Source organism: Vibrio splendidus, assembly GCF_024347615.1.
Lineage (GTDB): Bacteria > Pseudomonadota > Gammaproteobacteria > Enterobacterales > Vibrionaceae > Vibrio > Vibrio splendidus.
In genome coordinates, this window is record NZ_AP025508.1 from 456,980 (window position 1) to 483,742 (window position 26,763).

21 protein-coding genes and 1 pseudogene are annotated in these 26,763 nt (G+C 45.4%); 12 read left to right on the forward strand and 10 right to left on the reverse strand.

Going from position 1 to position 26,763, the window contains the following annotated elements; all coding sequences use genetic code 11:
* Nucleotides 1-399 precede the first annotated feature (399 nt).
* The 4 genes from rpoD to rpsU all read right to left on the reverse strand — a co-directional run bounded on the left by rpoD (nt 400) and on the right by rpsU (nt 4,899).
* Nucleotides 400-2,244, reverse strand: a complete 1,845-nt coding sequence (rpoD, locus tag OCU90_RS02080) for an RNA polymerase sigma factor RpoD (protein WP_009847799.1) — start codon at nt 2,242-2,244, stop codon at nt 400-402.
* 99 nt (nt 2,245-2,343) lie between these two features.
* Entirely contained in the window at nt 2,344-4,095 is a 1,752-nt protein-coding gene (gene dnaG / locus OCU90_RS02085) for a DNA primase (RefSeq protein ID WP_017080230.1), read from the reverse strand.
* A 119-nt stretch (nt 4,096-4,214) separates the two neighbouring features.
* Nucleotides 4,215-4,658: a GatB/YqeY domain-containing protein gene (locus OCU90_RS02090; RefSeq protein WP_009847797.1), complete on the reverse strand. Its 444-nt coding sequence runs from the start codon at nt 4,656-4,658 to the stop codon at nt 4,215-4,217.
* Nucleotides 4,659-4,683: 25 nt separating this feature from the next.
* On the reverse strand, nt 4,684-4,899 hold the full coding sequence (rpsU, locus tag OCU90_RS02095) for a 30S ribosomal protein S21 (protein ID WP_004396009.1): 216 nt from the start codon (nt 4,897-4,899) through the stop codon (nt 4,684-4,686).
* 258 nt (nt 4,900-5,157) lie between these two features.
* On the opposite strand from rpsU, the gene tsaD reads away from it, so the two are divergent.
* Together tsaD and OCU90_RS02105 are read left to right on the forward strand one after the other, a co-directional pair.
* Complete coding sequence (gene tsaD / locus OCU90_RS02100) at nt 5,158-6,174, forward strand: tRNA (adenosine(37)-N6)-threonylcarbamoyltransferase complex transferase subunit TsaD (RefSeq protein WP_061025885.1); 1,017 nt, start codon at nt 5,158-5,160, stop codon at nt 6,172-6,174.
* Between the two features lie 106 nt (nt 6,175-6,280).
* Nucleotides 6,281-7,096: an alpha/beta fold hydrolase gene (locus OCU90_RS02105; protein WP_061025883.1), complete on the forward strand. Its 816-nt coding sequence runs from the start codon at nt 6,281-6,283 to the stop codon at nt 7,094-7,096.
* 93 nt (nt 7,097-7,189) lie between these two features.
* Here OCU90_RS02105 and plsY read toward each other — a convergent pair whose 3' ends face one another.
* Nucleotides 7,190-7,786 carry a glycerol-3-phosphate 1-O-acyltransferase PlsY gene (gene plsY / locus OCU90_RS02110; RefSeq protein WP_004735970.1) on the reverse strand — a complete coding sequence of 199 codons (597 nt, stop codon included), beginning with the start codon at nt 7,784-7,786 and terminating at the stop codon, nt 7,190-7,192.
* A 138-nt stretch (nt 7,787-7,924) separates the two neighbouring features.
* Between plsY and folB the strand changes: the two genes are divergently transcribed.
* The 3 genes from folB to OCU90_RS02125 are packed head-to-tail and all read left to right on the forward strand — an operon-like array spanning nt 7,925 to nt 9,582.
* Nucleotides 7,925-8,284 carry a dihydroneopterin aldolase gene (folB, locus tag OCU90_RS02115; RefSeq protein WP_004735969.1) on the forward strand — a complete coding sequence of 120 codons (360 nt, stop codon included), beginning with the start codon at nt 7,925-7,927 and terminating at the stop codon, nt 8,282-8,284.
* Entirely contained in the window at nt 8,281-8,763 is a 483-nt protein-coding gene (folK, locus tag OCU90_RS02120) for a 2-amino-4-hydroxy-6-hydroxymethyldihydropteridine diphosphokinase (protein WP_017088759.1), read from the forward strand. The genes folB and folK overlap by 4 nt, the downstream gene beginning before the upstream one ends.
* Nucleotides 8,764-8,778: 15 nt before the next feature.
* Nucleotides 8,779-9,582 carry an undecaprenyl-diphosphate phosphatase gene (locus tag OCU90_RS02125; RefSeq protein ID WP_004735967.1) on the forward strand — a complete coding sequence of 268 codons (804 nt, stop codon included), beginning with the start codon at nt 8,779-8,781 and terminating at the stop codon, nt 9,580-9,582.
* 100 nt (nt 9,583-9,682) lie between these two features.
* On the opposite strand, the gene OCU90_RS02130 is transcribed toward OCU90_RS02125, so the two are convergent.
* Nucleotides 9,683-10,999 (reverse strand): multifunctional CCA addition/repair protein, encoded by a 1,317-nt coding sequence (locus OCU90_RS02130; protein WP_061025881.1) that lies wholly within the window; start codon nt 10,997-10,999, stop codon nt 9,683-9,685.
* Nucleotides 11,000-11,035: 36 nt separating this feature from the next.
* Here OCU90_RS02130 and OCU90_RS02135 point away from each other — a divergent pair, with 36 nt between their 5' ends.
* Together OCU90_RS02135 and OCU90_RS02140 are read left to right on the forward strand one after the other, a co-directional pair.
* Entirely contained in the window at nt 11,036-12,706 is a 1,671-nt protein-coding gene (locus OCU90_RS02135) for an ExeA family protein (protein ID WP_206207891.1), read from the forward strand.
* Nucleotides 12,706-13,689 carry a general secretion pathway protein GspB gene (locus OCU90_RS02140; protein WP_061025877.1) on the forward strand — a complete coding sequence of 328 codons (984 nt, stop codon included), beginning with the start codon at nt 12,706-12,708 and terminating at the stop codon, nt 13,687-13,689. Before OCU90_RS02135 ends, OCU90_RS02140 begins: the two co-directional genes overlap by 1 nt.
* Nucleotides 13,690-13,817: 128 nt before the next feature.
* Here the strand turns inward: OCU90_RS02140 and OCU90_RS02145 are convergent, their stop codons facing one another.
* The 3 genes and pseudogenes from OCU90_RS02145 to OCU90_RS02155 form a co-directional block, all read right to left on the reverse strand.
* The gene (locus OCU90_RS02145; RefSeq protein ID WP_017084748.1) at nt 13,818-14,429 is read right to left on the reverse strand and encodes a TIGR04211 family SH3 domain-containing protein; all 612 of its coding nucleotides are present in this window, start codon (nt 14,427-14,429) and stop codon (nt 13,818-13,820) included.
* Between the two features lie 205 nt (nt 14,430-14,634).
* Nucleotides 14,635-15,896, reverse strand: a pseudogene (locus OCU90_RS02150) (inorganic phosphate transporter).
* Between the two features lie 128 nt (nt 15,897-16,024).
* Nucleotides 16,025-16,705, reverse strand: coding sequence for a TIGR00153 family protein (locus OCU90_RS02155; RefSeq protein ID WP_004735960.1), 681 nt, complete (start codon nt 16,703-16,705; stop codon nt 16,025-16,027).
* A gap of 207 nt (nt 16,706-16,912) precedes the next feature.
* Between OCU90_RS02155 and OCU90_RS02160 the strand changes: the two genes are divergently transcribed.
* On the forward strand, nt 16,913-18,430 hold the full coding sequence (locus OCU90_RS02160; protein WP_017077663.1) for a CYTH and CHAD domain-containing protein: 1,518 nt from the start codon (nt 16,913-16,915) through the stop codon (nt 18,428-18,430).
* 51 nt (nt 18,431-18,481) lie between these two features.
* Here the strand turns inward: OCU90_RS02160 and OCU90_RS02165 are convergent, their stop codons facing one another.
* On the reverse strand, nt 18,482-19,231 hold the full coding sequence (locus OCU90_RS02165) for a potassium channel family protein (RefSeq protein WP_004735958.1): 750 nt from the start codon (nt 19,229-19,231) through the stop codon (nt 18,482-18,484).
* A gap of 97 nt (nt 19,232-19,328) precedes the next feature.
* Between OCU90_RS02165 and OCU90_RS02170 the strand changes: the two genes are divergently transcribed.
* The 4 genes from OCU90_RS02170 to OCU90_RS02185 all read left to right on the forward strand — a co-directional run bounded on the left by OCU90_RS02170 (nt 19,329) and on the right by OCU90_RS02185 (nt 26,741).
* Nucleotides 19,329-20,585, forward strand: coding sequence for a methyl-accepting chemotaxis protein (locus OCU90_RS02170; RefSeq protein WP_017084751.1), 1,257 nt, complete (start codon nt 19,329-19,331; stop codon nt 20,583-20,585).
* A gap of 253 nt (nt 20,586-20,838) precedes the next feature.
* Nucleotides 20,839-23,688 carry a bifunctional [glutamate--ammonia ligase]-adenylyl-L-tyrosine phosphorylase/[glutamate--ammonia-ligase] adenylyltransferase gene (gene glnE, locus OCU90_RS02175; protein ID WP_061025875.1) on the forward strand — a complete coding sequence of 950 codons (2,850 nt, stop codon included), beginning with the start codon at nt 20,839-20,841 and terminating at the stop codon, nt 23,686-23,688.
* 122 nt (nt 23,689-23,810) lie between these two features.
* Nucleotides 23,811-25,241: a bifunctional D-glycero-beta-D-manno-heptose-7-phosphate kinase/D-glycero-beta-D-manno-heptose 1-phosphate adenylyltransferase HldE gene (gene hldE / locus OCU90_RS02180; protein ID WP_061025866.1), complete on the forward strand. Its 1,431-nt coding sequence runs from the start codon at nt 23,811-23,813 to the stop codon at nt 25,239-25,241.
* A gap of 177 nt (nt 25,242-25,418) precedes the next feature.
* Complete coding sequence (locus OCU90_RS02185; RefSeq protein WP_009845967.1) at nt 25,419-26,741, forward strand: IS4-like element ISVbsp1 family transposase; 1,323 nt, start codon at nt 25,419-25,421, stop codon at nt 26,739-26,741.
* Nucleotides 26,742-26,763: the final 22 nt, after the last annotated feature.

The following is a 26,763-nucleotide window of genomic DNA, read 5'->3' on the forward strand; positions in this document are numbered from 1 at the left end:
CATAGGTCACAACTTAATATGAGTCGACTGCTCTAACCACTGAGCTAAGGGGCCAAATTGTGTTGCTAATATACGCGGAGTATACCAGACTTTTTTATCATCCCTACAGACTCTTCTGTTAAGAAAGATATTCTCTATTATACGGGTTCCAAAGATAACCTTGAAACTACCCCCCAATAAGAACTGGGGACCGAACGATTATGAGTCGTGCGCTCTAACCACTGAGCTAAGGGGCCGTAGGGCATAGATTATAGGGGAACCAATCAATGGTGTCTAGACACTATGAGGGGCAATTCCGCTTACATCTTAGCCACTTAAATCACGTAGGCACAAAAAAGGTGAGCCAACGCTCACCTTTTTTATTTTATGCTTAAAAGCTAACCACACTAAAGCGTGTAATTACTCGTCTAGGAAGCTACGCAGAGTTTCTGAGCGGCTTGGGTGACGAAGTTTACGCAGTGCTTTTGCTTCGATCTGACGGATACGTTCACGAGTTACGTCGAACTGCTTACCAACCTCTTCAAGAGTGTGGTCAGTGTTCATGTCGATACCGAAACGCATACGCAGTACTTTCGCTTCACGAGGCGTTAGGCCTGCAAGAACGTCTTTAGTTGCGCCGCGTAGGCTTGTTGCCGTTGCAGAGTCTAAAGGCAGTTCTAGCGTTGTATCCTCGATGAAATCACCCAGATGCGAATCTTCGTCGTCACCGATTGGTGTCTCCATTGAGATAGGCTCTTTAGCGATTTTCAGTACTTTACGGATCTTGTCTTCAGGCATTTGCATGCGCTCAGCCAACTCTTCCGGAAGCGGTTCACGACCCATCTCTTGTAGCATTTGACGAGAGATACGGTTTAGTTTGTTGATCGTTTCGATCATGTGAACCGGAATACGGATAGTACGAGCTTGGTCGGCAATCGAACGAGTGATTGCTTGACGGATCCACCACGTAGCGTAAGTAGAGAACTTGTAACCACGACGGTATTCAAACTTATCTACCGCTTTCATCAGACCGATGTTACCTTCTTGGATTAGATCCAGGAATTGTAGACCACGGTTTGTGTACTTCTTAGCAATCGAGATTACTAGACGTAAGTTCGCTTCAACCATCTCTTTCTTCGCACGACGAGCTTTCGCTTCACCGATAGACATACGACGGCTGATATCTTTGATGCTTTGAACAGTAAGAGACGTTTCACGTTCGATGATATCCAGCTTTTGGATAGAGCGACGGATGTCGTGTTCGTTACGTTTGATCTTTTCTGCGTATGGCTTGTCTGAAGCAAGAACTTCGTCCAACCATGCTTCGCTAGATTCATTGCCAGTAAATAGAGCAATGAAAGATTTCTTCGGCATTTTGCCGTACTCAACCGTTTGACGCATGATTAGGCGTTCTTGAGTACGTACGCGATCCATTGAAGTACGCAGTTCGTTTACTAGGTAATCAAACTGTTTTGGCGTCAGACGGAATTCTTTGAATACGTCTTGCATCATTGTTGTTGCAAGCGTTGCTTTCGGGCTTTCGTGGCCGTATTCATTGATTGCTAGTTGACGGTTTTGGTAGCTAGTACGAAGTGCTGTGAACTTCTCAAGAGCAAGCTCAGGATCAATACCTGTATCTTCCTCTTCTTCTTCCTCGTCGTCTTCTGCTTCTTCTTTGTCTTCGTCTTCTAGATCAGTTTTAGCGAGCTCTGAACCGATGTGAGTCGCCGTTGGCGCAGCTGTGCCATCGTCGTCTGGGTCAACAAAGCCATTGATTAGATCTGTTAAGCGAATCTCTTCAGCGAGTACGCGGTCAAACTGTTCCAAGATGTATGGAATCGTGCCTGGGTACTCAGCAACAGATAATTGAACGGTATTGATACCATCTTCAATACGCTTCGCAATGTCGATTTCGCCTTCACGAGTCAGTAGTTCAACTGTACCCATTTCACGCATGTACATACGAACTGGGTCAGTTGTACGGCCAATCTCGCTTTCTACGCTTGAAAGCGCAGCAGCAGCAGCTTCAGCTGCATCTTCATCTATATTGGCATCGTCATCATTAAGAGCTAGATCATCAGCGTCAGGTGCAGTTTCTACTACCTTGATACCCATGTCATTGATCATTTGAATGATGTCTTCTACCTGTTCAGAATCCACGATTTCTGCAGGTAGGTGGTCGTTTACTTCGGCGTAGGTCAGATAGCCTTGTTCCTTGCCTTTAATAACAAGTAATTTTAGCTGTGACTGCGGATTTTGATCCATAGATGATATCCAACTTCAGGTCTGGTGAAGGACGTTGCATTCTCAAATGCAAACCAATTATGTTAACAAATTTATTAAATGCTGACTAATCAAACAGGGTTACGCTTTTAGATCTAGCATTAAAGCTAGTAGCTCCCTTTTTTCTTCGGCTGATAAACCGACACTTCTTGCTTTGGCCTGCAGGTTTTCAATTTGTTTTTCAACGCACTGGGCAAGGATGTTGTCCAATGAGTCTAAAAATATATCTTCTTGATTGTCTTCGTCGAGGGGGATTTCCCAGCTCGCGAGACGAGACAGAAGTGCCTCATGTTTGTTCTCTCGCCAATGTTCTAATAATTGGCCTGTGCTGATATGGGGGTTCACTCGGCAGATATCAAGTACTTCGACGAATAAACTTAGTCCAGGCAGCTGTAAGCCTTTGACACTTGATAAATCCGGTACCATATCAGCATAGCTCGGATTTTGGATAAGCAAAGCGATAACTTCACGCATTGGAGTGCGCTTGAGCTCTTTATGCGGTTGAGGTGTCGGGTTCTTTGTGTGAACGCGAGCACGCCTCAATTGGTTATCAAATCCAGTTCGCTCATCGAGCAATTTTTCGAGCAGTTCTTGGAAGTAACTGTCAGGAATTTTACTAATCAAGGCGCTCGCGTGTGCACGCAGTGCCGATTTTCCTTCTGTTGTTCCTAAATTCAGCTTGTGTATTTCTATCAGGTTATCGAACAAATAGGTCGAAAGCGGCGTCGCATTGTGGACGAGCTGTTCGAAAGCAGCCTGACCGTGTTCTCTAATATAGCTGTCTGGGTCTTCACCGTCTGGCAAGAACAGAAACTTGAGTGTGTTACCTGTTTTTAGGTATTCAAGCGCATTTTCTAGTGCGCGCCACGCGGCCTCTTTACCTGCTCTATCACCATCGTAACAACAAACCACAGTATTGGTCTGGCGGAACAACATCTGAACGTGATCACCGGTTGTTGAGGTGCCCAGTGATGCCACTGAGTAATCGACACCGTACTGCGCTAGTGCGACAACATCCATATAACCTTCAACCACAAGTACTTGAGGTGGTTCACGGTATGCTTGTAACACTTCATAAAGGCCGTAAAGTTCTTTACCTTTATGGAAGATCGGCGTTTCTGGCGAGTTTAGATACTTTGGCGTGCCGTCTTCTAAAACACGACCACCAAACCCGATCACTCGGCCTCGACGGTCACGAATTGGGAACATCACGCGTCCACGGAATCGATCGTATCGGTTGCCTTTATCGTTTTCTATCAACATGCCGCCAGTAACGAGCATGTCTTGGGCTTCTTTTTGTTGGCCAAAGTTCTTACGAACCAAGTCCCATTCATCAGCGACGTAGCCAATGCCAAACTTCTGTACGATTTCACCAGAAAGGCCGCGATTTTTTAGGTAATCAATCGCAGGTTTGTTCGCTGAGATTTTCAGCTGAGAGCGGTAAAAATTACTGATGCCGCCCATCAAATCGTAGAGGTTACGTTTTTGTTCGCTGTTGGCTCTTGGCGCCGTGGATATTTCACCGCTGCGCTGTTCTCTAGGAACATCAAGTCCTAAAAATGAGGCCAGCTCTTCAATCGCTTCAACAAAATCGAGACGTTCGAACTCCATAATGAAGTCGATAGCATTGCCGTGTACGCCACAACCAAAGCAGTGATAAAACTGTTTTTCTTGGCTTACGCTGAAAGAAGGGGTCTTTTCGTTGTGAAATGGGCAACAAGCACCATAGTTTTTGCCTTTTTTCTTAAGTTTCACGCGTGCGTCCACAATATCGACAATGTCGAGACGCGCTAGGAGATCATCGATGAAACTACGCGGGATGTGTCCTGCCATAAAACCTTAGAAAAATGCACTAACTGAGAGTGTGGATAATAATAGTTTGAATAGGTTACAGATACAAACAAGCCGTGCGTTCCGAAGGATTGCACGGCTTGTTGCAATTTGATTTGGGATTAAGCGAGTTTAGAACGAACTAAACCACTAACTTTACCCATATCTGCACGCCCTTGAATTTGTGGTTTCAAGATAGCCATTACTTTACCCATGTCTTGCATGCCCGCAGGTTGAGCTTCTGCAATTGCGCTATCAAGTAGTGCAATAACTTCTTCTTCAGTTAGCGGTTGAGGCATAAAGCCTTCAAGTACCGTAATTTCTGCTTTTTCCACGTCAGCAAGATCTTGACGATTTGCCGATTCATATTGAGCAACAGAATCGCGACGTTGCTTAACCATTTTAACTAATATAGCAATAATGTCGTCGTCGTTCAGAGTGATCCGTTCGTCAACTTCACGTTGCTTAATTGCTGAAAGAGCTAAGCGGATAGTGCCAAGGCGCGGTTTGTCCTTGGCTTTCATCGCTAATTTTTGCTCTTCTTTGAGTTGTTCAATAAGAGCCATAACTCAGTCCTTATGGATTAAGTTATTAGTACAGACGAACGCGACGTGCGTTTTCGCGAGCTAGCTTTTTAGCGTGACGCTTTTGAGCTGCTGCTTTAGCGCGTTTGCGAACTGTAGTTGGCTTTTCGTAATGCTCACGACGACGCACTTCAGAAAGGATACCTGCTTTTTCACAAGAGCGCTTGAAACGACGTAGTGCAACGTCGAACGGTTCGTTTTCACGTACTTTAACTATTGGCATATGCCTTTCACCTCAGGGGTTATTCATTATCGCTGGTTACTCAGTACCAAATCAGAGAAGTTACCCATCGAGCTAACTCTCTATTCGCGTTTGGCCATTAACCAGCTTGATCAAAAATGGTGCGGAATTTTAATCCGATCACAGTGGCTTTGTAAAGCACTTTGTCGATTATAGTCTGTACAATATTTGTTTGAAGAGCTTAGGCAGGGTAATATTGCGCTAATTTCCCATTTTAGACGAAAGCGTGCCGAGAAAATTATGCGCATTATTGGTATTGAAACCTCTTGTGATGAAACAGGAATCGCAATTTATGATGATGAGCAAGGGCTGCTTTCTCATCAGTTATACAGCCAAGTAAAACTGCACGCCGATTACGGTGGTGTGGTACCTGAGCTAGCGTCGCGTGACCACGTAAAAAAAACCATTCCACTGATTAAAGCGGCATTGGCAGAAGCGAACCTAACGTCGAAAGACATTGATGGCGTGGCTTACACAGCTGGTCCCGGTTTGGTTGGTGCATTGCTTGTGGGTGCAACAATTGGTCGCAGTATTGCTTATGCGTGGGGCGTGCCTGCTGTGCCAGTACACCATATGGAAGGTCACCTTCTTGCGCCAATGCTAGAAGACAATCCTCCACCATTCCCATTTGTTGCTCTGCTGGTTTCTGGCGGTCATACCATGATGGTCGAAGTAAAAGGCATTGGTGAATACCGAATCCTTGGTGAATCGATTGATGATGCGGCGGGTGAAGCGTTTGATAAAACCGCGAAGCTGATGGGCTTAGATTACCCGGGTGGCCCGCTGTTATCTCGACTTGCAGAAAAAGGGACTCCGGGGCGCTTTAAGTTCCCACGTCCAATGACCGATCGCCCAGGGTTAGATATGAGCTTTTCTGGTTTAAAAACATTTGCGGCAAATACCATTCGCGCTAATGACAATGATGACCAAACTCGTGCTGATATTGCTTACGCGTTCCAAGAAGCTGTTTGTGCGACTTTGGTAATCAAGTGTAAGCGTGCCTTGGCGGAAACGGGCATGAAACGTATCGTGATTGCTGGTGGCGTAAGTGCCAACAAACAGCTACGTATTGAGCTTGAAGCGCTGGCGAAGAAAATCGGTGGTGAGGTTTACTACCCACGAACTGAGTTCTGTACAGATAACGGTGCGATGATCGCTTATGCGGGCATGCAGCGCCTGAAGAATGGCGAAACGGCTGATTTGTCTGTTCATGCCACACCGCGTTGGCCTATTGACCAGCTAGAGCCCATTGTGTAATTGACTGTAGTGTTTCGATAAACGGTCGCCTTGTGCGGCCGTTTTTATATCCTAGCTTACCGACTATGTGTCGATAAATAATTGCTAATAGAGATTAGGGAAGAAAATGAACAAGTTTACAGTAGACAACCAGTCGATGGCGTACCTAGATGAAGGTCAAGGCCCTGTTGTTGTGTTAGGCCACAGCTACCTTTGGGATAGTGCAATGTGGAAGCCGCAGATCGATGCATTAAAAACTCAGTATCGCTGTATTGTTCCAGAGCTTTGGTCTCATGGTGAATCACAAGCCGCGCCGAGCTCGATGCGTAACTTAAAAGATTACGCTCAGCACGTTTTGGCTTTGCTTGATCATTTAGATATCGAAGAATTCTCCGTAGTAGGTTTATCGGTTGGCGGTATGTGGGGAACAGAGTTAGCGGAACTTGCACCTGCTCGTATTAAATCTTTGGTTCTAATGGATACCTTTGTCGGTTTAGAGCCAGAAGTTGCTCATGCTAAATACTTCAGCATGTTAGACACCATTACTCAAACCAAAATGGTTCCTCAGCCGATTGTAGAAGCGGTTGTTCCACTGTTCTTTGCTAATGATGCTCAAACTAACTCACCAGCTTTAGTGGAAGGTTTTACTCAGCAGTTATCATCACTTGAGGGTGAGAAAGCAGAAGAAGTCGCACGAATCGGTCGAATGGTGTTTGGGCGTCGCGATATGATAGAAGCGGTAGAGAACTTTGCACTGCCAGTTTTGATTGCCGTTGGACAAGAAGATAAGCCGCGTCCGGCACTTGAGTCATACCTAATGCATGATTGCATTACGGGCAGTGAGTTAGTGGTGATTCCTGGTGCTGGTCATATTAGCTCGCTTGAGCAACCAGAGTTTGTGAACACAATGCTGAAGACGTTTTTAGATAAACATCTACAGTAAGAGCTCTTAAATACTGAATAGTATTGATCGACTGAGACTTGTGTCGTTTAAATTTATCTCGGTTTAAAAATGGTTCGGCTTAGACATGACAGTTTAAGCCGATTTTTTTTGCCCGAGTTTTGGTTCACTGCCATCGAGTAGGCGACGAATATTCTGATGGTGACGTAGGACGATCAAACAACACAACATGGCCACAGGCAGTGTGTATTGAGGTTTGACTAACCAAGCGTAGAAAGGTGCGAGCAACACAGTAACCAGTGCCGCTAGAGAAGAATAACGAAACAAAAATGCCACAACCAACCAAGTCGCCATGATCATGCCCGTTAGATCGAACCCAATTGGGGCGATGGCTCCGAGTGCCGTTGCGACGCCTTTACCGCCTTTAAAGTGGAAGAATATTGGGTACATATGACCAAGGCATGCAGCAATCGCCACGACGCCTAAAATGATCGAGTCGATGTTGAGGTAGTAGCCAAGCCAGACTGGAATGGTGCCTTTAAGCATGTCACAAAGTAGCACGGCTGCAGCGGCGCCTTTGCCGCCCACACGCAGTACATTGGTGGCCCCTGGATTGTTGGAGCCTACCGTTCTTGGATCAGGAAGTCTTAAGACTCGGCATATCAAGACCGCACTCGAAATTGAACCTAGCAAATAGGCTGCAATGATCATGATAAGTGCCAAAGGGGTCATGTTTTTCCTTAAACGGTTATAAGTCTAACGATGGGAAAATAATGCTCAATCCAAGAGTAATTGATATCATATCTGGAATTACACGAATAATACGTTTTTTTCCCCCATATGGGTATCCGACCTCTAAAAGGACAAGTCATGGCACTGGATAAAGTTTTCATTGAACAGCTAGAAGTAATTACAACGATCGGTGTTTACGATTGGGAACAAGAGATCAAACAAAAACTTGTGCTTGATATTGAAATGGCTCATGACAACCGCCCTGCAGGTAAGAGTGATGATGTTGTCGATGCTTTGGATTACTCGACAGTCAGCACAGCCGTACTTGACCACATTGCGAATGGCCGATTCCTTTTGGTTGAGCGTGTGGCAGAAGAAGTCGCTGAATTAATCATGACTCAGTTCTCAGTGCCTTGGATTAAAATCCGTTTAGCTAAGCCTGGCGCAGTGCCACAAGCAAAAGCCGTCGGTGTGATCATCGAACGAGGTCAAGCATGACAATAGCCTATGTTGGTGTTGGCACGAACATAGACCGCGACAAGCATGCAAGGGTGGCATGGACAGAGCTTCAATCGTTAGGGACTAACCTTAAATGCTCTAAGATCTATCATTGTGAGCCTGTAGGGTTTGAAAGCCATTCGTTTTATAACTTTGTGATAGAGCTCGACACATCACTCTCATTGACTGAATTTTCACAGCAACTTCGTAAAATTGAGTTTAAATGGGGTCGCTCTCAAGATGCTCATAAACTTCAAGATCGAAAGCTCGATCTTGATATTGTGCTGTTTGGAGACGTGGTTTCTGAAAGCGATCCAGAATTACCACGCAGTGATATCTATAAATATCCTTTTGTAACACAACCACTTTATGATCTGTGTCCTGCGAGAGTGATCCCGCAAGATGGAAGAACCGTCAGTGACATATGGCAGAAGATGCAGCAATTAGATTCGCTCTCTGTCGTAGATATAACACTATAATTTTTAAGGTAAGTAATGAGTTATTTTGAAGCGTTTATGTTGGCGTTGGTGCAAGGCTTTACTGAGTTTTTACCTATTTCCAGTTCTGCACACTTAATCCTTCCTTCTGCTGTATTAGGTTGGGAAGATCAAGGCTTGGCTTTTGATGTGGCTGTCCACGTTGGTACTCTGGCTGCCGTCGTTATCTATTTCCGCAAAGAAGTGGTCTCTCTGTTGAGCGCATTCTTTGGTTCCGTGTTTAAAGGTGATCGTAGTAAAGAAGCGAAGCTCGCGTGGATGATCATTCTCGCGACGATTCCTGCGTGTATCTTTGGTTTGTTGATGAAAGATATTGTTGAGCTTTACTTGCGCAGTGCATGGGTGATCGCGACGACCACGATTATCTTTGGTCTGTTGCTATGGTGGGTGGATAAGAACTCAAGCCTGCGTGATGACGAATACCAAGCGGGTTGGAAAAAGGCGCTGTTTATTGGCCTTGCTCAAGCAATGGCGATCATCCCTGGCACGTCTCGCTCTGGCGCAACGATTACCGCAGCACTTTACCTTGGTTTCACACGTGAAGCGGCGGCTCGATTCTCTTTCTTGATGTCTATCCCAATCATCACTCTGGCTGGTGGTTATTTGGGCCTTAAGTTAGTGACCAGTGGTGACCCTATTCATGTTGGCACCTTACTAACGGGTATCGTGGTTTCTTTCATCAGTGCTTATATCTGTATTCACTTCTTCTTGAAGCTGATCTCACGTATGGGTATGACACCGTTTGTTATCTACCGCCTGATTCTAGGTTTTGGTCTATTTGCTTTCTTGATGATGCAGTAGCACTCGACTTACGTAGACAAATGTTTCGTCCTACAGATTGAAACGGAAAAACCCGCCTAGTCGCGGGTTTTTTAATGCATGGTAATCAGCGCTATGGCGATTAACTATCAGCGAGCTCTAATAGGGCGCTCTCAATCGCGATAGCTCTGCGTTTCTCTTGTTCTTCTCGAATATCTTTGCCTTGAAAACCATCGGCAATAATCGCTTTAACTTCGACTTGAAGCGCTGCTTGGTAAGCCACTTCAAAACGCGCTTTCTGAGGGTAAGGCTGATCTTCTAATCCTTTACGGCCAGCGTGATCAGCGTGGCAGCAAAGCAGTATATCGTTGAGCCTGTCTGGTTTACGCCAAACATCAAACTTATTGAGAACCTTGAGAAAGGTGGTTGGCTTGAGCTCGCCTGCGCGGTGTATATTAGAATGTTGCTCGCAAACTAACAGTGCGAGATCTCTGAATTCATTGGGCACTCTGACTCTTTCACACAGCTTCTTAATGATTTTTAAGCCTGTATGGCAATGCATTTTGTGGCTTGGCCACTCGCTTTCTGGCGTGACGCCTTTACCTAAATCATGTACTTGAGCGGCAAAACGCACGGGTAACGATGAGCTTAATCGCGCAGCTTGCTGAGCAACCATCAGAGTGTGAATGCCCGTGTCGATCTCAGGGTGCCACTTTTCAGGTTGAGGTACACCAAACAGCGCGTCAATTTCAGGCAGCACAACAGCCAATGCACCACACTCTTTCAGTATCGAAAGGAATACTTCAGGATGCGGAGTGCTAAGGGATTTATGCCACTCTTGCCAAACTCGTTCGGCAGTGAGGTATGCCAGTTCACCGGATTGAACTATCTCACTCATCATCACCATGGTTTCTGGTGCAACCGTAAAGTTGAGATGATGGAGTTTGGCGGCGAAGCGAGCCACACGTAGCACACGCAGAGGATCTTCAACAAAAGAATCCGAGACGTGTCTTAGAACACGATCAGAGAGATCTTTCTGGCCATGGTAAGGATCGTAAAGTTGGCCCTTATCGTCTTGAGCAATGGCGTTGATGGTCAAATCTCGACGCATGAGATCTTTTTCCAAACTCACATCTGGTGCAAAGTAACATTCGAAACCTGTGTAACCCGAACCTGACTTTCTTTCGGTGCGAGCCAGTGCGTGCTCTTCTTTCGTCTTTGGGTGTAAGAATACGGGGAAGTCTTTGCCCACTGCAGTAAAGCCAAGGTTTTCCATCTCTTGAGGGGTACTCCCTACCACGACCCAATCTCTATCATAGCTATCAATGTTGAGCAGCTTATCGCGCACCGCTCCACCGACTAGGTAGCGTTGTAGCCCATTGTCTTTTGGTAGGCTATCGTATATTTGCAACTTATCACCTCGAAATGTTTTATCACTGCTGGACTTTACTGCAAGCAATGGTACTTTCCATTAATCGTAATTATAGGGCAGCACATGTATAAGGAATATTTTGGCTTCGTTGAGATGCCATTTTCGATTGTACCAAATTCTCGCTACTTGTTTTTAAGTCAGCGCCATCAAGAAGCGATGCAGAACCTACAAGCCGGTTTAGGCGAGGGTGGGGGCTTTGCGATGCTTACTGGTGAAGTCGGTACAGGAAAAACAACGGTCGCCAAAGCGATGTTGTCATCACTCGATAATCAGACTCAAGCTGGCCTTATACTTAACCCTACGTTTTCGAATACGGATTTACTGGAAGCTATCTGTGATGAGTTTGAGGTCGAGTACCCTGAACAAGCATCGTTGAAACAGCTGAGTCAGGCCATTCATCACTTCCTGCTCGATAGTCATGCTGAAGGCATTCAAACCTTATTGGTGATTGATGAAGCCCAACATCTCGCAGCTGATGTGCTGGAGCAGTTGCGCCTTCTGACCAACTTAGAAACTGACAGTCGCAAGCTGTTAAAAGTACTGTTGGTCGGCCAACCGGAATTACAACAGCACTTACAAACCACTCAATTACGTCAGCTAGCTCAGCGCATTACAGGTCGCTATCACCTACTGCCTCTTAATACTGAAGAAACTGGCAAGTACATCGCGTTTCGTTTGGAAACGGCGGGTGGCGAGCAGATGCTGTTTTCGAATCGTTCAATCAAGCTAATCGCCCAATATACTCATGGTATTCCAAGGCTCATTAACTTGGTGTGTGATAAAGCCCTGCAATTGGCTTTTCATGATGGTGAGCCATTACCGAACAATGAAACGGTTAACCGAGCGTGTCAGCAAGTTATGTCGTTTCAGGCCGATGTGTATCATGTCGAAAAGCCTCGATCTTTTCACGTAGTACCCAAGTTATTCCAATATGCTGGGATTGCTACATTAAGTGTCGGCCTCGCAATGGCGACCTTTAATTTTGCTCCAAGCTATATCAATTCATGGCAGTCGGCTGAGACTTTAAGTGAAATGAAAACAGAAGTGTCTGCACAGGCTCAGCGCTCTTTGGTGGCGAATGAACCTCAGTTGGTTGCTGAGCCAAAACCTTCCAAGTTTGCTTTGCCACAAGATATTCAACAGCACTTGATGCAGGGAACCAATCGTTCTCTCGCTATCAAGGACTTGTATACGCTCTGGGGGTATCAGTCTTCACTGCGTGATGGCTTGTGCTTAAGTGAGCCGCAAAGTGTCTTTGTGTGTGAGCAACAACAGTCAAATTTGGATACATTGTTAGAGCTTGGCGTACCCGTGGTTCTTAATCTGGATATCGATCAAGAGCCAGTGTTTGCTGTGCTTTATGGTGCGTCTGAGGAGTCTGTCGAGCTCCTCGTTAACGAAAAGCTCTTGGTGATGCCTAAGCGTACCTTAAAGAAAATCTGGCAAGGTGATTATGTCGCGATTTGGAAACAGCCACTCAGAGATACGCTCAAAGAGGGTTATCAAGGTGAGGCGATTGCACTACTTGATCTGCTATTGTCTGAAGTTTTGGGTGAAGACGTATCGGGCAGTGATGTATTTGATTATGAGTTAAAAATGAAAATTGAAGCGTTTCAAATGTGGCAAGGGATGTCAGTCGATGGCATTGCAGGAAAACGCACGCTGGCAAGATTACAAAGATTGGCTCAACTCGATTCGCCTAAGTTGATGTCACTCGATGGAGGCGCAAGTTAATGTCACGCATTATGCATGAGCTTAATCAGTCGTCTGCTAAGCAGCCGCCTCTTAACCAAGCGTCTCTTAAACAATCATCTTTTAATAGCCCCAGCTTCAAAGGCTACCAAAACCATCATGTGCCAAGTTCTGTTAAAGGGATTAGCAATAAACGAGGCTCATCGTTAGCCATGGGGCTACTGCTTATCTTGGTGCCTTCTTTGTTGGTGGGTGGTGTTCTAGCTTATCAATCGTATAACCAACAACAAAACTCGGCTAGCCAAGCTGCGTTGGTGATTCTGCCTGAATCAAAACCTCAATCAGGCCTTGAGTCTCAAATCGCTGGTGCTGATATAGCCAATGTGGATGCTGTGTCAGTGGATGCAGAAGATGAAGTATTATTCGCCGTTCGCCCAGCGCCGGCAAGTCAACCTTTGAAAGCACTGCCACGCCAAGAGGTGTATGCGCAGATTAGCTCTGAAAGTACGAATGTCGCTGGTGGATCTATTGTGCCTGTGGCTAGTTCAGAGAGTAGTGCGCGAACATCAGAAGAGTCAGAGTTATCACTAGCTCAGCAAGAGGTTCAGCCAGGTGTAAGCAATGAGAATACGGCTCTGCAATCGGACAGTGATTTACTGCAAGGGCTAGACCTCAGTGAGTTACCCCCCGATTTGGCCTTAAAGCTTGAATCAATGATGGGTGAGCAACAAAGCGCACCTGAGCCAATGGACTCGCGTCCAGCAGGACAGGTAGGGTCTCAGGTCATTGAGTTGGAAACGCACACCAATAGCTTATCAGGGGTATTACCTAAGTTAGATCTACAAACTCACATGTACTCGAGTAGCGAAACCAAGCGCTGGGTCAAAGTGAATGGTCAAGAAGTGGCGCAAGGGGATTGGATTGGAAGAGACATTCAGTTACTCGAAATTAAGCCGCAATCAGTGATTATCGAGTTCAATCAACAGAAAATAGAAATCCCCGCTCTGTACGAGTGGAAAGGCTAAAAGCTAGAAGTCCAAAAGACTTAGAGAACAGACAAATAAAAAGGAGCACCGAGGTGCTCCTTTTTGATATTCGATACTGAATTTACTCTGTATAGCGCAAGATAAGCCAAACAGGAAAAGCGGTCAGCTTACGACCAGCCGTTTGGTGACTTTCTGCGACGAGGCATGATGTGCGGCAGGATAAGGCCAAGAAGTAGACCAATACCAGCAACACCACCACCGTACATGAAGTACTTCAGCAATAGATCATCTTTTTGTGTGTCTAGCTTAGCGCGTAGCTCACGGTTCTCTGTTTGAGAGCTCGTTAGCTGCTGGCTAATCTCGCTGTAGTTTTGCTCAAGTTCAGCAATTTGCTTGTTACGAGAGTCTAGAGAGCTCGCTAGGCCTGCTTTCTCGCTGTCTGCGCTTTGGCGTGCATTTGCTAGCTTGCCTTTAACTTCAGTTAGCTCTTTCTCTAGCTTGGGCATACGCAGAGCCATGCTTTCTTGTGTGCTTACAAACTTGCTTTCAACCCAGCCTTTACGGCCACGGTTATCTTGAACCTGGGTGTAACCCGTGCTCTTGTTAGTTTGCAGGTAAGTAATCTTTTCACCAGCATCAACACTACCGATGATACGGAATGTGTTGTTTGGGCCAGAATGCATATAAGTAAATAGTTTGTCAGCAATATAACGGTCTTGTGCAAAGGCAGCTGGAGCCGCAAGCATTGCGAGCAAAACTAAGCTAATCAGTTTTTTCACAGTAAATCCCTTAACGATTCAAATTGGGTAGGCGTATGAGTCAGCCTCAATGAGCAAATAATATTTAGTTTCTTTATGCGGTGCAACAAAGAAGGGAGGCAAAGCCTCCCTTTCTGTGCGTTTGAGTCAATAATGACATGGTATTTACATATCATTACCGAAGCTCACCGTTTTCTGACGCTAATATTTACTAACGCCAAGGCTATTACATAGTAAACATAGCCTGAATTGCGTAGAAGAACACAACAGCAAGTAGAGCACCTGCAGGTAGCGTTACAATCCACGAAGCAACGATGTTACGCACAACGCCTAGGTTGAGTGCTGCGATACCACGAGCAAAACCTACACCTAAAACCGCACCAACCAATGTTTGCGTGGTTGAAATCGGAAGGCCAGTACCAGAAGCAAGTACAACTGTACATGCTGTCGCTAGTTGAGCGGCAAAGCCACGGCTAGGTGTTAATTCTGTAATACCAGTACCCACAGTCGCCATTACTTTATGACCCATGGTAGCAAGACCAACAACGATACCAATACCACCTAGTGGAAGAATCCACCATGCGATAGTGCTCTTACCTGAGATTTCACCCATGTGCTCAACCGTTGATACAACAGCAGACAGTGGACCAATCGCGTTAGCTACGTCGTTTGAACCGTGTGCGAATGCCATTGCACAAGCTGTGATAACCATAAGTACGCTGAAGATACCTTCAACGCCAGCAAAGCCATGGTCTTCTTCACGGTTAGCAAATTTCTTTTGAATGTATAAGTAACCGCCAATCATGACTAGAGCAGAAACACCAGCTGCCCATAACCAGGCTTCAGTACCGGTTAGTGAAGGCCAACGTGCTTAAGACCTTTCTTGATTGTTACAAGTGCAATGACCATGGTAGTAATGAACATGTACACAGGCACAAAACGCTTAGCGTTAAACAACGGATTTTCTGTATCGAATATCAGTCGTTGGGCACTGACAAAAATGAGATAGGCGAAGATGCCGGAAATCAACGGTGTGACAATCCAACTACCCACAATACCTTGAACGCTGTTCCAGTCTACAGCTTCTGTACCTACAGACACACAAGCGAAACCGATGATTGCACCGATGATTGAGTGAGTCGTTGATACTGGCCAGCCCATGTATGATGCTAGAAGCAACCATGTACCAGCAGCTAGTAGCGCCGACATCATGCCGTACACAAGTACGTCAGGTTGATGAGCGAATAGAGACGTTTCGATAACACCTTTACGGATCGTGTCTGTTACTTCGCCGCCCGCAAGATAAGCACCTGCGAATTCAAAGATCATTGCGATAATGATCGCTTGTTTAACGGTTAGAGCTTTAGAGCCTACTGAAGTGCCCATTGCATTCGCAACGTCATTTGCACCAATACCAATAGCCATCAAGAAACCGAAAGCTGCTGCAACAATAATCAGGACAGTGCCGTAGTTAGCAAGGATATCCATCGTAATACCTAGTTGTTTGATAACAAGCGGAACAAATTTAGACGCAAAAAACCGCTCAGCGAGAGGAATACTCAGCGCATAAGTGGTTTGGTTAAAAAATGCTCTTCGTTATATAGTTAGCGTATGATTTAAGATCGAGAAAGCATTACTTCAAGACGAGCGCCTACACGCTGTGCTTGATCTGCAATACCACCAACCCATTCAAGAATTTTGTATAAGAACATGATGTCAACTGGATTCATATCGTCTTCAATCGCCATTAATTGTTGGCGTAATTCGATCTGCATCGCGTCCGTGTCATCTTCAATTACATCTAACTGATGAATCATTTCAGCAACGAGTGTTACTTCACGGCCCTTAAAGCCAGTCTCAAGTAATTCGTCTAATTCATTGATTACGTTTTGTGCTTGGTTCGCTGCATCTAGACAACGTTTAACGTAAGCGATGAAGTTTTCTTGCATTGGAGCAGGAATGACAAGTTGACGACCATATACACGGCCAGCAATGTCTTTCGCTAGGTTTGCGAGTTTGTCTTGTTGAGTTAATAGCTCCAACATATCGGTGCGATCAACTGGCATAAACAAACCACGAGGAAGTTTAAGGCGAATTTCACGTTTTAGTACGTCAGCTTCTTTCTCAAGGTGAGAAATCTGAGCTCGAATTTCTGATGCTTTCTCCCAGTCACCTTTTGAAGAAACTTCAAAGAAATTAACTAGGTGAGAACAACATTCGTTCACGCATACTACGTGACGCTGCAAAGGTTTAATTGGGGACTTTGCAAATAACCCCATAATTGTATTTACTGGCATGGTCATCCAACCTAATAAATAATAACCTTAAAACAACATACACCATATTCATGGTGAAATGTTAAGCGATGGCTACAAAGTCGCGCATGTTAACCTAATCAATGTCTCATTAAAACTGTTTTAGATCATCATAAGGGCGATATTTCTGACTTGCTGAGTTTTCAAATTGGCAATATCCTGTCCCTATCTTCACAGAAAGGTATAACTATGGAAACCGAGATAGAACTGAAGTTTTTTGTTTCTCCTGATTTTTCAGAGACTTTACGCAATAAAATTGCTGAAACTAAAGTACTTCAGCACAGTTGTCGCGAGCTAGGTAACATCTACTTTGACACCCCTGACAACTGGCTACGTAAGCACGATATTGGCTTGCGTATTCGACGTTTTGATGACGTATTTGTACAAACCGTAAAGACCGCTGGTCGTGTGGTTGCTGGTCTGCATCAAAGGCCTGAATACAATGCAGAACACGATAGCAATGAACCTAAGCTAGCCCTACATCCAGAGGATATCTGGCCAGCGGGTAAAGACATCGAAACGTTGCAAGCTGAGCTGACTCCTCTGTTCTCTACCAACTTCACGCGTGAGCAGTGGTTGATTGGTATGCCAGATGGCAGCCAGGTTGAGGTTGCGTTCGACCAAGGCTTTGTTGAGTCAGGCGATCTGCAAGAACCGATTTGCGAAGTCGAACTGGAACTTAAATCGGGTCAAACGGATGCTCTATTTACATTGTCTCGTCAATTCTGCGAACAAGGTGGCATGCGCTTGGGGAATCTCAGCAAAGCTGCTAAGGGTTACCGCCTTGCTCAAGGTTATCAAGGAGATGAAGTCACTCCTTTGACCTTAGTTGATACTGACAAAAGTGATACTGTTGAATCGTGTTTCATTCAATCTTTAGAGCATGCTCTCGCTCATTGGCACTCTCACGAGCAGATTTTTACTGAGCGTCAATCGATTGAAGCGTTACATGAGATAAGCCATTCGCTAAGTTTTATTCGTCAAACCTTCACTATCTATGGTGACATTGTTCCAAGACGCGCGAGTGCTATTTTACGCCAAGAACTTAAGTGGCTTGAGCAAGAACTTGATTGGCTAAAAAGTTATGACCACTTCGAAGATTTGCTCGAAGATAAAGGCCACGTGCTGCGTAAGCTAGATGCACGTAAGTTCTTGGTCGCTGAGCTTAAAGAAATGCAAGAGCAACTGCCAGATCGTGAAGACTTGCTGACCTTATTGAGTTCTGCTCGATACACTGGGTTATTATTAGATCTGAGCCGTTGGATCTTGTCTCGTGGCTGGCAACCTTTCTTAGATGAAAAGGCACGTGAGCAAATGGCTCGTGGTATCGAATGGTTTTCCGTGCAGCAACTCGATCGCACATGGGCCGATTTGATGGAAGCTTTCCCGCCAGAGCGAGTGATGACTAGCCAAGCGTATATTGATCAGCAATACCGTTTGATGCGTAATCTGTATTCTGGCGTTGGTTTCGCGAGTTTGTATGATGACGATGAACGAAATAGCTTCCGCTTGCCATGGGCCGATATGGTGCAAGGCATTGATGACTTGCTGGCACTTAAAACGTTAGAGCCTTTGACTGAGAAATTGGAAGGCGATGAGAAGGTTCAGCTAGAGCGTTGGTTGGCTCGCCAAGAAGTGTCTATTCTGCATGCGATGGAACAGACACGCCAAATCAGTGTTGAGGTTGAGCCATACTGGCAAGACTAAACTCAATACCGGCATCAGTATAAGTATGAATTTGAAAATAGGGCTTCGGCCCTATTTTTTTGTTTGTTGCTCTAGCTTTTCTAGTCGCTCTAGTATTTTCTGTTGTTGCTCTATGATCTTTTCAAGATGCTTCTCTTTGTTTTCTGCTCGTTGATTCTCATGGTGAGTTGGGGAGGTGATCAGAGAAGTAATCAAGCCTGAAATCATACCGAAAACACCCACACCACAAATGATCACCAGAGAGGCGACTAATTTCCCTGAGTTCGTCACGGGGTAATGATCGCCGTACCCTACGGTACTGATGGTAACGAAAGCCCACCACAAAGCATCTTGGCCAGTGGTAATATTGGCATTGGGATCTTTGTGTTCTAACAGAAGTATTGTTCCAGCTCCTATGGTCAGGAGAATGACCAGCAGCAATATAATCGAGGCGAGCGTGGTTTCTTTGCGATTGCGAAACAGCTCTCTGAAAACACGTTTACCCGAGCGGAGCACAAGAATGACACGCAGGATCTGAAAAATGCGAGCGAAACGAAGTGGTTCGATCATTGGGATGCTTGCTAAGAAATCGATCCAGTGTACTTTTAGATATTCTTTCTTATTTTGTGATCTCAATAGATCAATCGTGAGCTGAAAAAGAAAAACACTACAGATTATAAAATCGAGGCCGATAAGAACTTGTTTTGATTCTTTATCAATCGGAACGAACAATAAGCCTGAGATCACAAATAACGCTAAGAAAGAGAGAATCAGTGACAATAAGCTCATCGGCTTGGTGGCGTCTTTGGTATTATTCAACATTCATACGAGGCTCAAAATAAATCGCGAACTTTGACTGACATAGCCACCTCGCGGATATAGAAGCCATCAATATATAAGAATTAATGGAGAACTGACAATGACTAAACTGTCATTCAAGCCGTGGGAAAGGATAATCTCTGACGTTCGTCTCGTTCCAAAAATGGTCATGCTGATGATATTCAGCACTATCTTGATCATTTCGAAGCAGTTATGGGACGCAAGTACGTTTTACGATTCATTGCTTGCTGTAACCAATAATGCGCAAGTTGCACAGCAGCATTATGAGACTTACCTAGTTCAAGTGGCTTGGCAAACAGCCTTGATGATCATTGTGTTTGTGGTTCTTCTATTAGCGGCGGCGCGAGTTATGCTTCGCCAAACTCAGTACCTTAATGACGCCATTAAAACCATGGCCGATAAGAATCTATCAGTGCCGATTGAAATGGACTGTAAAGATGAATACGGCGATGTGGCACGCGAACTTGAAAAAACTCGCGTCCAACTGAACGACATGATCAAAACTCAAGTGGCCTCTTCAGACGAGTTATTTGCTCTGACAGAAGTGATGACCATTAGCATGTCAGAGACCAAAGATTCGGCTCAAGAAGAGTTCAACGAGATCGATCAGCTAGCGACAGCAATGAGTGAGATGACGTCTACCGTGCAAACTGTCGCTGAGCATGCGCAAAGTGCGTCTTCATTGACTGAACAGGCATCAGGCCAAGCATTGACCGGTCAGAAGTTCGTTCAAGGCTCAGTTTCTAAGATGAGTGAGCTATCTTCAGATATCGCAGCATCTGCAGCAGCGGTAAACCAAGTAGAAGAACGCGTTGATTCGATTGGCAGCGTTGTGGGCACTATCCAAGGCATTTCAGAGCAAACTAACCTACTGGCACTGAACGCAGCGATTGAAGCCGCGCGTGCAGGTGAAGCGGGACGTGGTTTTGCGGTTGTTGCCGATGAGGTTCGTAACCTTGCGCAGCGTACTCAACAAGCGACAGTCGAGATTCAAGACATGATCAGTCACCTACAAAGCAGCGCTAATTCTGCCGTAGAGCTGATGGAGAAGAGTGTTGTAGAAGCGGCTGAAGGCGTTGATCTGGTAACCAATGCTGGTTCTGAGCTGGATGGCATCGTAAGTCAAGTCAACCAAATCAATGATATGAACTTCCAGATCGCGACCGCTGCAGGCCAACAGAGCAGTGTTGCTGAAGAGATGAGTGTTAACCTAACGAATGTTCGTGAGCTTGTCGAAGCTTCTGTAGTGGTGGTTGGTGAACTGTTAGAGACTTCTCAGCTCATGGAAACCAACGCGCAAGAACTGGACGGTAAGATTAAACAATTTAAGGTTTAATCATGGGGTCTTGGTCTTTACTCCTCAGAAGTACTTCTAGTATTCGATAGCTAGGAAAGGCCCGATTCGATAAGTTAACCGATAAAACGCCCACATTGCTAATGTGGGCGTTTTTTATTGGCGTAACTTTGGTATAACTTATCCTTAGGTATTAAAACGGGTTCTCAAAGCTCGTTGTTAAACTTGCCTGTTAAAACTATTTACTAAAGAACAGAACCAATTGTTCGGCGCGCAGCTTACACAAGGAAGAAACATGCCATTGCCTTCTCAACTCACCACGCATTCCCAGTCTGCTTTTGAGCAATTATTAGAGCATCAAAGTGAAGCTATCAATGCTTGGCCAGAGCCAATGATTGAAGATCTTAAACGTGTACTCGGTTTAAGTTGTTTTGTTGCTGATTGCTTACAGCGTGATACGGTTTTATCCAACTCCCTACCTGATATGCTGGCATGTGAAGAGCGTGCTGAAGGGTATCGTCAGCGATTAGCCGAGTTACTTTCAAGTTGTGCCGATGAAATGAGTGGCCAGCGTGTGCTGCGTCAATTCCGTAATCGAGAAATGACCTACATTGCTTGGCGTGATTTTTTGGGCGAGTGGGAGCTAGAGAAGAGCTTAAGCCATCTATCGATGTTGGCAGAGGCGATGATCTTCGAGACCTATCAGTGGCAGTACGATATTTGCTGTAAAGAGTGGGGCACACCTTGTAATGATCAGGGTGAAGCGCAGCCGATGTTGATCATCGGTATGGGCAAGCTTGGTGGCGGTGAGCTTAATTTCTCGTCTGATATCGATCTGATTTTTACCTACCCTGAGAATGGTGAAACACAAGGTGCGCGACGAAGTATCGCCAACGCCCAATTTTTCACGCGTTTAGGGCAACGGATTATCAAAGCGCTTGATCAGCAAACCTTTGATGGATTCTGTTATCGAGTAGACATGCGTCTGCGTCCATTCGGTGAGAGTGGTCCACTGGTCATGAGTTACGCTGCGCTAGAAGATTATTATCAAGAACAAGGCCGAGATTGGGAACGCTACGCGATGGTTAAGGCGCGAGTGATGGGTAGTGAAATGTACCCTGAATATCAAGAGCTTCGCCAGATGTTGCGCCCGTTTGTTTTTCGTCGTTATATCGATTTCAGTGCCATTCAATCTCTGCGTCGAATGAAGTCGATGATCAGCAGTGAAGTTCGCCGTCGTGGCCTCTCCAATAACATCAAGCTTGGTTCTGGTGGTATTCGTGAAGTTGAATTTATTGCGCAAGTTTTCCAATTGATTCGTGGCGGGCGCGAGCCTAGCCTGCGTGGTCGAGGGTTACTAGAAACGTTAAGTGCTATTGAGTCTCTCAATTTATTAGAGACCAAAGAAGTCGGTCATTTGCGTGAGGCCTACCTGTTTTTACGTCGCCTTGAAAACCTATTGCAAGCGATGTCTGACAAGCAAACTCAAACCTTACCAGATGGTGAGTTCGAGCAACTGCAGCTCGCTGTCGCAATGCAATTTGCTGATTGGGATAGTTTGATTACGGCAACTCGTGTTCATATGGCGAATGTACATACTGTGTTCGAAGATCTGATTGGTGTCGATGAAGACGACGCCAATCCAATCGCGAGTCACTTTAGTGAACTGTGGGATATGGCCCATAAACAAGACGTGATTGAGCAGGTTCTTGAGCATGACATCGCGATTGCTAACCCGCTGGAAGCGGCGAAAACCATTATCCAATTTAAAGCGGATTTAGCGAAGAAAACCCTTGGCCCACGTGGACGGGAGGTTTTAAATCGCTTGATGCCTAAAGTGTTCCAAGCGTTGTACACCGCCAAGGATGCAGAGTTTGGTTTATCTCGAGTGTTGCACCTTCTCCATAAAATAGTCACGCGTACCACTTACCTTGAGCTATTGGATGAACACCCTGCCGCGTTAACTCAGTTAGTTCGTTTATGTACTGCGAGCCCGATGATTTCGGAGCAGCTTGGCCGTTATCCTATTCTATTAGATGAACTTATTGACCCTCAGCAACTCTATAATCCAGTACCTTTAGAGTCTTACAAGACTGAGCTGAGAGATTACCTAGCTCGTATTCCTGAAGATGATATGGAGCAACAGATGGAAGGCCTGCGTCAGTTTAAGCAGACTTGTATCTTGAGGATTGCAGCCGCGGATATTGCAGGTGCTCTGCCAGTCATGAAGGTCAGTGATCACCTTACCTATTTAGCAGAAGCGATTGTTGAGGCGGGTATTAACCAAGCGTGGCTGCAAGTGTCAGCTAAGTTCGGTGAGCCCACTCATGTGAAAGACCGAGAAGGCCGTGGTTTTGCGGTTGTCGGCTATGGCAAGGTCGGCGGTTGGGAGCTGGGCTATAACTCAGACCTTGATATTGTGTTCATGCACGACTGCCCGGTACACATCTATACTGACGGTAAGAAAGAGATTGATGGACGCCAGTTTTATCTAAGATTGGCACAGCGCATCATCCATATTTTCTCGACAAGAACCGCTTCTGGTATTTTGTATGAGGTCGATACTCGTCTGCGCCCTTCAGGTGCCTCTGGTCTGTTGGTTAGTCCAACGGATGCCTTTGACGAGTATCAGCACAATGATGCGTGGACTTGGGAGCACCAAGCTCTAACTCGCGCTCGCATGATTTACGGCGATGACTTATTGGCTTCGGCATTCAACAAAACTCGTCATGAGGTCCTGTGCTTGGCTCGTGATGAGGCAACACTCAAAAAGTCCGTTGTGGATATGCGTGAAAAAATGCGCGGTCATTTAGGCGGTAAGAAAGCCGATCGATTCATGTTGAAACAAGATGCGGGCGGTATTACTGATATTGAGTTCTTGGCGCAATACTTAGTGCTGAGATACAGCAGCGAAAAACCTAAGCTCACCCGTTGGTGTGACAATGTACGAATCTTTGAAAGCCTGTTGTCACAGGGGATTATGGACGAGCAGCAAGGCATGGCATTAACCAACGTCTATACGACGTTAAGAGATGAAATCCATCACCGTAATCTACTCAACCTTGATGCGGATGTGGCGATTGAGAAGTTTGAGATGGAAAGAGAACATGTTGTTCAAGCATGGAAGCAGTGGATGGAAGCTTAACCCTAGTTATGGCTTGTATGACACAGCCCTTATTTCGGTAAGCGTTTGCTAATTTTTCTATGGTTTAGCCTCTGTAATCAGTGTGCTAGACTCTAGCCAGATTTGATTTTTGGAGATCAATAATGAAACCAATTCTACCTGACTACAGCCAATCAGGTGTTCTTATTGTCGGTGATGTAATGCTTGATCGTTACTGGTATGGTCCAACTGGCCGTATTTCACCAGAAGCACCTGTACCCGTTGTGAAAGTAGAAAATAACGAGGAGCGCCCTGGTGGTGCTGCCAACGTAGCAATGAATATTGCTTCTCTTGGTGGTCATGCTCATGTCGTTGGTTTAACTGGTAAAGATGAACCCGCTGAGGTGTTAAAAAACACCTTAGGAGCGCTCAATGTTAAGTGCGACTTTGTTGAGTTGGACGATTACCCAACTATCACTAAACTGCGAGTAATGAGCCGAGGTCAACAGCTGATCCGTCTTGATTTTGAAGACAAATTCGAGAACACGGATCCTGAGTTAGTTCTGTCTCGCATGGAACAAGCGCTTCCTAATGTACGTTCGGTGATTCTATCTGATTACGCAAAAGGTGCCTTGGAGCATGTGCAAAGTTTTATTCAAAAAGCACGCGCAGCAAAGGTTCCGGTATTTATCGATCCGAAAGGTGCTGATTTAGAGCGATACCGTGGTGCAACTTTGCTTACGCCAAATATGGCTGAGTTCGAGCTGGTTGCAGGTAAGGTCAAATCAGAAGAAGATCTTATCGAGAAAGGCATCGCCTTGATCGAAAAATACGACTTTGAAGCTTTGTTAGTGACTCGCAGCGAGCATGGTATGACGCTACTTCGTAAAGATCAGGCACCATTCCACTTACCGACTCAAGCGAAAGAAGTGTATGACGTGACAGGTGCGGGTGATACGGTTATCTCGGTACTCGCGGCTTCTGTTTCTGCTGGTAAGCCACTGGATGAAGCGTGTGCATTAGCAAACGCTGCTGCAGGTGTGGTAGTTGGCAAACTTGGTACATCGACCTTGTCTACGATTGAATTAGCGGAAGCGATTCATGGTAGCCAAGACACTGACTACGGCGTGATCTCTGAAGCCGCACTGGTTGAAGCGGTGAAGCGTGCTCGTGCGAAAGGCGAGAAAGTGGTTATGACCAATGGCTGCTTTGATATTCTGCATGCCGGCCATGTTTCTTACATGAACCACGCGGCTGAACTGGGTGATCGTTTGATCGTTGCCGTTAATACGGATGAATCAGTCAAACGTTTGAAAGGTCCTGGTCGCCCTGTCAATCCAACCGATCGTCGTATGGCGGTATTGGCTGGCTTAGGCGCAGTCGATTGGGTGGTTCCATTCTCTGAAGATACACCGCAACGTTTAATCTCTGAGGTATTGCCAAGCATTCTTGTGAAAGGTGGTGATTACAAACCTGAAGAGATTGCTGGTGGTGAAGAAGTGATTGCGGCTGGTGGTGAAGTGAAAGTACTTAACTTTGAAGATGGTTGCTCTACGACTGAAATCATTAAAGCGATTAAAGGTGGTCGAGGCTAACTCTTAGCCTTCTCGTTTTCTAGCCTCAAGGCTTAACCTTTGAGTTAGGTTTAGAATTAGCTTTCCATAGATAATAAAAATGCCGCTCAATGAGCTAATGCCGATCGTTTAAGAAGACTTGAACGATCTTGCAGTTAGCAGATAATCCCCATCAACAACGTTGATGGGGATTTTTTTATGCTTGAACAAGAATTAGCAATGGCACACGAGACCATTGAAGATGCCGACAATTATGAATCTGTCGTCGACGCCATTCAGATTGAGTGGATAGAACAAGCTCTTCTTGAAACCAATAAAGCGAGCATAAGACGACGTCGGCTTCCCGCTCAGCAAGCTGTCTGGTTAGTTATTTGGATGGGGCTGCAACGCAACATGTCTATCAAAGAGGTATGCAGTTCATTAGACATTGCGCTTCAGCCTAAACCTGAAGATAGCTGGTCTCGTGTTGCACCTAGTGTCCTAACTGATTCACGCCGACGTCTAGATGAGAGTCCATTAGCGGCTCTGTTTCACACAACGGTAAAGGCTTGGAACGGAGATATCCTTCAACAAGATAAAGACTTGGAGCTTAATGTTCTTGCTGTGGATGGAACAACATTTAGGTGCCAAGATTCCCCAGAGAACGCTGAAGAATTTGGGTTCATCTCTAAAAAATTGAAACCTTACCCTCAACTTCGTTTAGTCGCTTTGATGTCAACAGAAACTCGAATGATTATGGGGGCGGCTTTTGATGGCTGTCATGTCGGTGAAACGACCTTAGCTAAGCGTCTATTCAATGATATCCCCGCACATTCATTGACCTTATTTGATCGTTGTTATTTCTCGGCAGACCTCTTGTTGTCGTGGCAAGAGAGTGCGGAAAATGCTCACTGGTTAATGCCGGCAAAACGTAAGCTACGCTATGAAGTGTTGGAGAAATATGCGGAGAACGACATGCTCATCTCAATGCCCATATCTCCTCAAGCTCAACGGCAGAATCCGAATTTACCCGCACGTTGGGAAGCTAGATTAGTCCTATATCAAGAGCCAAAAGGTGAGATAAAAGGTTTTATTACTTCACTTACAGACCCTAGTAGATACTCGCTAGAAAGCCTGCTGCGTATTTATTGGCAACGCTGGGAGATAGAAGAAGGTTATGGTGAAATTAAACAGACTCAACTGCAAAGTCACGTCACTTTACGAAGTCGTTTTTCTGCCGGTGTGAAGCAAGAGCTTTGGGGCGTATTACTTGCCTATAACTTAGTGCGATTAGAGATGGTTAAGATAGCTTCAGAAGCCGGGGTTCGAGCGACTAGGGTCAGTTTTACCGCCGCAATTAACCTTATTGATGCGCAATTACGTTGGTTAGCTTTAAGCCCAGACGGAACTCTACCTGTAAAACTGAAAAGGATGAGAGACAGTTTGAGTCACTTCATTCTTCCAGATAAAAGAAAGGACCGAACGTTTCCACGTTCAGTCCTCTTTGTCCCAGCCAAATATCCGTTCAGGTTCAAGCAATAATGCTTATCCGAACGGCATTAGC

Bases quoted from the DNA above. Each gene is read 5' to 3' on its own strand.
- rpoD (WP_009847799.1), bottom strand. From the start codon at position 2,244: ATGGATCAAAATCCGCAGTCACAGCTAAAATTACTTGTTATTAAAGGC.
- dnaG (WP_017080230.1), bottom strand. From the start codon at position 4,095: ATGGCAGGACACATCCCGCGTAGTTTCATCGATGATCTCCTAGCGCGT.
- OCU90_RS02090 (WP_009847797.1), bottom strand. From the start codon at position 4,658: ATGGCTCTTATTGAACAACTCAAAGAAGAGCAAAAATTAGCGATGAAA.
- rpsU (WP_004396009.1), bottom strand. From the start codon at position 4,899: ATGCCAATAGTTAAAGTACGTGAAAACGAACCGTTCGACGTTGCACTA.
- tsaD (WP_061025885.1), top strand. From the start codon at position 5,158: ATGCGCATTATTGGTATTGAAACCTCTTGTGATGAAACAGGAATCGCA.
- OCU90_RS02105 (WP_061025883.1), top strand. From the start codon at position 6,281: ATGAACAAGTTTACAGTAGACAACCAGTCGATGGCGTACCTAGATGAA.
- plsY (WP_004735970.1), bottom strand. From the start codon at position 7,786: ATGACCCCTTTGGCACTTATCATGATCATTGCAGCCTATTTGCTAGGT.
- folB (WP_004735969.1), top strand. From the start codon at position 7,925: ATGGCACTGGATAAAGTTTTCATTGAACAGCTAGAAGTAATTACAACG.
- folK (WP_017088759.1), top strand. From the start codon at position 8,281: ATGACAATAGCCTATGTTGGTGTTGGCACGAACATAGACCGCGACAAG.
- OCU90_RS02125 (WP_004735967.1), top strand. From the start codon at position 8,779: ATGAGTTATTTTGAAGCGTTTATGTTGGCGTTGGTGCAAGGCTTTACT.
- OCU90_RS02135 (WP_206207891.1), top strand. From the start codon at position 11,036: ATGTATAAGGAATATTTTGGCTTCGTTGAGATGCCATTTTCGATTGTA.
- OCU90_RS02140 (WP_061025877.1), top strand. From the start codon at position 12,706: ATGTCACGCATTATGCATGAGCTTAATCAGTCGTCTGCTAAGCAGCCG.
- OCU90_RS02155 (WP_004735960.1), bottom strand. From the start codon at position 16,705: ATGCCAGTAAATACAATTATGGGGTTATTTGCAAAGTCCCCAATTAAA.
- OCU90_RS02160 (WP_017077663.1), top strand. From the start codon at position 16,913: ATGGAAACCGAGATAGAACTGAAGTTTTTTGTTTCTCCTGATTTTTCA.
- OCU90_RS02165 (WP_004735958.1), bottom strand. From the start codon at position 19,231: ATGTTGAATAATACCAAAGACGCCACCAAGCCGATGAGCTTATTGTCA.
- OCU90_RS02170 (WP_017084751.1), top strand. From the start codon at position 19,329: ATGACTAAACTGTCATTCAAGCCGTGGGAAAGGATAATCTCTGACGTT.
- glnE (WP_061025875.1), top strand. From the start codon at position 20,839: ATGCCATTGCCTTCTCAACTCACCACGCATTCCCAGTCTGCTTTTGAG.
- hldE (WP_061025866.1), top strand. From the start codon at position 23,811: ATGAAACCAATTCTACCTGACTACAGCCAATCAGGTGTTCTTATTGTC.
- OCU90_RS02185 (WP_009845967.1), top strand. From the start codon at position 25,419: ATGCTTGAACAAGAATTAGCAATGGCACACGAGACCATTGAAGATGCC.